The organism is uncultured Ruminococcus sp., assembly GCA_902785355.1.
GTDB lineage: Bacteria > Bacillota > Clostridia > Oscillospirales > Acutalibacteraceae > Ruminococcoides.
Map to the genome: position 1 here is coordinate 69638 of CACZYF010000023.1, position 5429 is coordinate 75066.

Annotated in this window: 5 protein-coding genes; all 5 read left to right on the top strand. The window is 55.6% G+C overall.

Features of this window, described 5'->3' with window-relative positions:
• The first annotated feature begins 115 nt into the window (after positions 1–115).
• From R2I50_RS06795 to R2I50_RS06815, 5 genes are read left to right on the top strand one after another with little or no spacing between them, the layout of a single operon-like run.
• On the top strand, positions 116–2290 hold the full coding sequence (locus R2I50_RS06795; protein WP_316608405.1) for a glycoside hydrolase family 3 N-terminal domain-containing protein: 2175 nt from the start codon (positions 116–118) through the stop codon (positions 2288–2290).
• A gap of 7 nt (positions 2291–2297) precedes the next feature.
• Positions 2298–2981, top strand: a complete 684-nt coding sequence (locus tag R2I50_RS06800; RefSeq protein ID WP_316608406.1) for a Pr6Pr family membrane protein — start codon at positions 2298–2300, stop codon at positions 2979–2981.
• 32 nt (positions 2982–3013) lie between these two features.
• Complete coding sequence (locus R2I50_RS06805; RefSeq protein WP_316608407.1) at positions 3014–3670, top strand: M15 family metallopeptidase; 657 nt, start codon at positions 3014–3016, stop codon at positions 3668–3670.
• 43 nt (positions 3671–3713) lie between these two features.
• Positions 3714–4619 (top strand): DMT family transporter, encoded by a 906-nt coding sequence (locus R2I50_RS06810; protein ID WP_316608408.1) that lies wholly within the window; start codon positions 3714–3716, stop codon positions 4617–4619.
• Entirely contained in the window at positions 4616–5197 is a 582-nt protein-coding gene (locus R2I50_RS06815) for a hypothetical protein (RefSeq protein ID WP_316608409.1), read from the top strand. The genes R2I50_RS06810 and R2I50_RS06815 overlap by 4 nt, the downstream gene beginning before the upstream one ends.
• The last annotated feature ends 232 nt before the right edge of the window (positions 5198–5429 follow it).

Sequence of the window (5429 nt, forward strand, 5' to 3'; positions counted from 1 at the left end):
GCTCCTTGACAGGCGCCAGCCTGTCTGCGTCTCCCGTCGCGCTATCCGAAATATATCACTAATATCTGATTAAATCTTTTTATCAAGGATTAGTATAAACGAACGGGGAAAGAATATGGACATTGAGAAAATCATTTCACAGATGACAGTCGAAGAAAAGGCGGCGTTGGTCAGCGGTACCGATTTCATGTTTACGAACCCTATCCCGCGGCTCGGGATCCCGTCGCTGTCGATGGCGGACGGCCCTCACGGACTGCGTAAGCAGAAGACAACGCTCAGCGGCGAGGTCAGTGAAGCCGAGCCCGCGACCGCGTTCCCGACTGCCGTTGCCGCCGCCTCGAGCTGGAATCCCGACAATACCAGAAGGATGGGCGAGGCGATCGCCGAGGAGTGCCGTTATTACGGCGTGCATACGCTTTTAGGACCCGGCGTGAACATCAAGCGCAATCCCCTGTGCGGCAGAAACTTTGAGTACTTTTCGGAGGATCCGTACCTTGCGGGGGTAATGGGCGCCGCCGAGGTAGAGGGCGTACAGAGTAAGGGCGTGGGTGTTTCGGTAAAGCACTTCGCGATGAATAACTCCGAGAATTACCGCTTTATGGGTAACTCGATCGCTTCCGAGAGAGCAATGCGCGAGATCTATCTCAAGCCCTTTGAGATCATCGTCAAGAGCGCAAGACCCGCGACGATCATGTGCGCATATAATCAGATCAACGGCACCTTCTGTTCCGAGAACAAGTGGCTCCTGACCGATATTTTGCGCGAGGAATGGGGCTTTGACGGCGTGGTGATGACCGACTGGGGCGCGGTACACGACCGCGTAGCGGGAATCAGGGCTGGGCTCGACCTTGAGATGCCCGGCGATACCCCCATCTGCCGCAGGTGGATACTGGACGCCGTAGAGAGCGGCGAGCTGCCGATGACCGATCTCGATAAGGCATGCCGCAACATTCTCAGATGGATCGACCGTTATGTACAGCCCGCCGATAAGACGGCTCCCGATTGGAGGGCGCACCACGCGCTCGCCGCCGAGCTTGCCGCCGACAGCGCCGTGCTGTTGAGGAACGACGGGGTTCTCCCGCTTACAGGGGATGAGAAGCTCCGCGTCGAGGGAGAGCTCTTTGAGCATATGCGCTATCAGGGCGCAGGCAGCTCGATGATCAATCCGACCTTTGTCACTACTCCGAAGGACGCCTTTGACGAGAGGGGTATCAAGTACGATCACAGCCTTGATGACTGCGATACGATCCTCGCCTTTGCCGGCCTGACGGACGAATACGAGTCCGAGGGCGTGGACAGAGAGAACATGCGCCTGCCCGACGACCAGCTTGCGCTGATCGACAGGCTGTGCGATACCGGTAAGAAGATCGTTGTCGTGCTGTTCGGCGGCTCGCCGGTCGAGCTCCCCTTCAACGATCGCGTCAGCGCGATCCTGTATATGGCGCTGCCGGGTCAGAACGGAGGCAAGGCTGTCGTTCAGCTGTTGACGGGTGAGAAGAACCCCTCCGGTAAGCTGTGCGAGACCTGGCCGCTGCGTTATGAGGATGTGCCGGGTCACGAGACCTACGGCAAGGGCATCAACGAGGTCTACCGCGAGGGCACGGAGGTCGGCTACCGCTATTATAATAGGCACCATATCCCCGTCCGCTACTCCTTCGGCCACGGACTGAGCTACACGAGCTTTTCGCGGACGGAGTGGGTCAGGGACGGCGATACCTATACGACGACAGTCTCCAACACCGGCGACCGATACGGCGCCGAGGTGGTACAGCTCTATCTCGACGGTGCGCTCTGCGGCTTCAAAAAGGTTTATCTGAAGGCGGGGGAGAGCGCCGAGGTACGCCTTACCGCCGAGCGGGAGGATTACAGCGCATATTCCGATACCTATACCGTACCCGATGAACCGCCCGCGTTCCCCATAACGATGGAGTCGCCCTTTACCGATCTGCATCAGACGGCAATGGGCAGACTGCTGTACAGGTATGTGATGGGTGTAGCGGACAGACGGCTCAGGGACGCCGAGCGTCTGCCCGAGGGTACCGAGAGGGATAACAAGATCAAGGGAGCGCAGTTTTTGAAGCGCATCTTCGAGTCCAATTCCCTGCGCTCAATGACGATGAGCTCGGGCGGCATGATGTCGTATCCTGTCGCGAAGGGCTTCATGGAGCTTACCAACCGTCATTACCTGCGCGGTATCAGGTGCCTGTTATCGAGGGTGAAGGTGCCCCCGCTCCCGAAGGAACAGAAAGAAAAAGCCTCACAGCCTGTCTGCGATCGTAAAGGAAAGTGATGAAAGAATGGAAATTACGAATAAACGCGGGACGTTTTCCCTGATCCTCAAATGTATCGTGATCGTCTCCGCCGCGTTCGGCGTGTATCTGAGCGCGACAGCGGGATTTGTCGCCTTTATGAGTGGGAGCACAGTGTTCATGTACTTTACCATCCAGTCGAATATCGCCGTCGCGCTGATCAGCGCGGTCGGAGCGGTCTTTCTGCTGAGGAAAACCATGCCGAAGAATGTATGGTTCGTCGTCAAATTTGTCGGCACGGTCGCCATTACGCTGACGGGCGGCGTGTTCATCTTTATCCTCGCGCCTACGCTGGGGGATAAAGCGTGGAACGTACAAAATGTCCTGACCCATGCAGTCGTGCCGATCGCCTCGATCGCCGACTTTTTCATCACGGGCGTCTGCGGCACGATCGATAAGAAGCATCTGCCGTTCATCGTTTTGCCGCCGCTTGTATATGTGATCTATGCCGCTGTCGGTTACGCGGCGGGATGGGAGTTCTCTCCCGGCAACCGATATCCCTACTTTTTCCTGAACTGGGGCAGCTCCGCCGGAGCCTTCGGCTTTACGCCGAAGCTGCCGTTTATGGGCTGCGTATGGTGGATACTGGTCGGCATTCTGTTGGTGCTCGGAGTGGGTCTGCTTTACCTGCGGATCCTTGATAAGCTCAAGCGCGGACAACGTAATAAATAAAGAATCCGAATCAAACGACAGGGAGCGATATGATGAAAAACTACCATACGGATCTTATCCACGATCCATCCGGCTTTGTGCTGCTCGCGGATCATGTGCCTGGCATTATCCAGGAGATCCGCTATTATTCTACCTACAACTTTATCGGCGAGCGTATCGACGGTTATGAGGAGCCGTGCGCGATCAGTACCATCGAGACGGCCCGCGCGCTGAAATCGGTCAGCAACGAGCTGATGGTTCAGGGCTACCGGCTCAAGGTTTTTGACGCTTATCGCCCCGTGAGCGCTGTCAAGCATTTTGTGCTGTGGGGCTTGGAGGATCAGGATATCCGCATGAAGCCGTATTTCTATCCCGCGCTCGAGAAGCAGGAGCTCTTCGCAAAGGGCTATATCGCAAAACTCTCGAGCCACAGCCGCGGCAGCACGGTCGACCTGACCCTGCTCGATATGAATACCGGTAAGGAGCTCGATATGGGCAGTCCCTTCGACCTGTTCAGCGAGGTATCCCATCCCGATTATCGCGGTATTGCCGAGGAGCAGTATGATAACCGCATGATCCTACGGCGCGCAATGCTCCGCGGCGGCTTTTTGCCGATCGACTGTGAGTGGTGGCACTTTACCCTCGCTCACGAGCCATATCCCGATACCTATTTTGACTTTCCCGTATCCTCCGGATATTTGAGAAGGTAATTCGGTATGCTCTTCAGCTTGATGATAAGGGAAGTGATAAACGATGAATAAACTGCAGGCAAATCTGTGCCTGGTCTGCGTTACGTTGCTGTGGTCAACCGAGGTCATCATCTTCGCGTGTATCCCCGACAGCGTGGCGCCGTTCGCTACGACCGCGATCACAAGCATGATCGGCGGCGTGCTGCTGCTCCTCTGCTTCTTTAAGCGGATCAAAACAGCGCTGAAAAACGGCGGAAAAAAGCTGCTTCTGACCGGCGTGCTGCTGTCGGTGCTCAACTGCGGCTACAACGTTATGTACCAGTACGGCTTGAAGAAATTCGACGTATCGAGCGGCGCGTTCACGATCTCGATGACGGTCGTCATCCTGCCCGTTATCCTGATGATGAAGAGACAGAACGTAGATAAGAAAACGTGGGTCTCCGCGATACTGGTGCTCACCGGCATCGTCATATCATACCTCGGTAAGCTCGGTACGATCAGCGTTCCGGGACTGTTGATGCTGATCGGCGGGTGTGTCATCCGCGCATATTATATTATCCGTCTGAACGAGGCGGCGCGCGAATTCGATCCCGTCCCGCTCTCCGCGCTGATTGCGGTCATAGTCGGCATATTCAGCTTTGTCATTTGGTTTGTGATGCAGCCCGCAACCTTCGGCGCGATCGAATGGGACACCCGGATCGTCGCAAGCCTGTTTATTCACGCCTACTTCATCGTCATGTTCGCCCAGACGCTCAACATCTTTGCCCAGCGAAACGCCACCCCCGCGGCGGCGACCATCATCTATTCACTGGAGATCATTTTTTCGCTGATCTGGGGAATGACGATGCCCGCGTCGATCGTTACACCGATCACGCCGGACGTGTTCATGATGATCGGCGCAGCGTTCATCGTTCTCGGTAACCTGGCGGAGATCCTCAGCTTCAAGCGGAAGGCGGTGAAGCGGCTATGAAGTGTGAAAAACGATCTCCGCTGAGAATGATTCTTACGGTCGTTACGCTGATCGCCGCGTACCTGATCGTATCCGTTCCCTTTAAGGTGATGGAGATCATTCCGGGCTTTACGGATATCCGTCCCGTATCTATGCTCCAGCCCGTCTACGGCATCTTTTTCGGGATCCCCGGGTCGCTTGCGTTCGCCGTCGGCAACCTGATCACCGATATCCTTTTCGACAGCCTGAGATGGTCTTCGATCGCGGGCTTTATCGCGAATTTCCTCGGACCATTCTGCTTTTATCTGTATTGGGGAAAACTGTCGCGTACGCCCTTTGCACTGAAAACGATGAAGAACATACTTCGCCATGTCGCAGTTATTGTTGTCGTTGCCCTGATGGAGGCGAGTATCATCACGCCCTCCGTAGCGATATCCTATCCCGAGGTGGATTTCGGGCTGTTCTTCGGGATGGTGATGATCAACTCCGTCGCGTTCCCGATTCTGCTCGGGATCCCGCTTCTCATCGTGATGTCGGAAGAATTAGGCTTAAAGGCGCTGACTGTAAACAAAGGTCACCGAAAGGACAGCAGAGAATAAGGTCTGATGAGAAAGAAGCAAGGCACGACAATGATCTGCCGTGCCTTGTTTATAGGAGTTTCTGATGAAAACGGATCAAGCGTTGGGGAGAACGGAAACGTTGAGGTCGTTGTCAACGGAAAGGGTGAGGTTTACGGGGACCTGTACATCGTCAGCGGTGTTGTACATCAGGGTGACGTGGCTGATGCCGGGGGTCACGCCGAAGCACTGGAAGTTGTATTCCTCGCGGTCG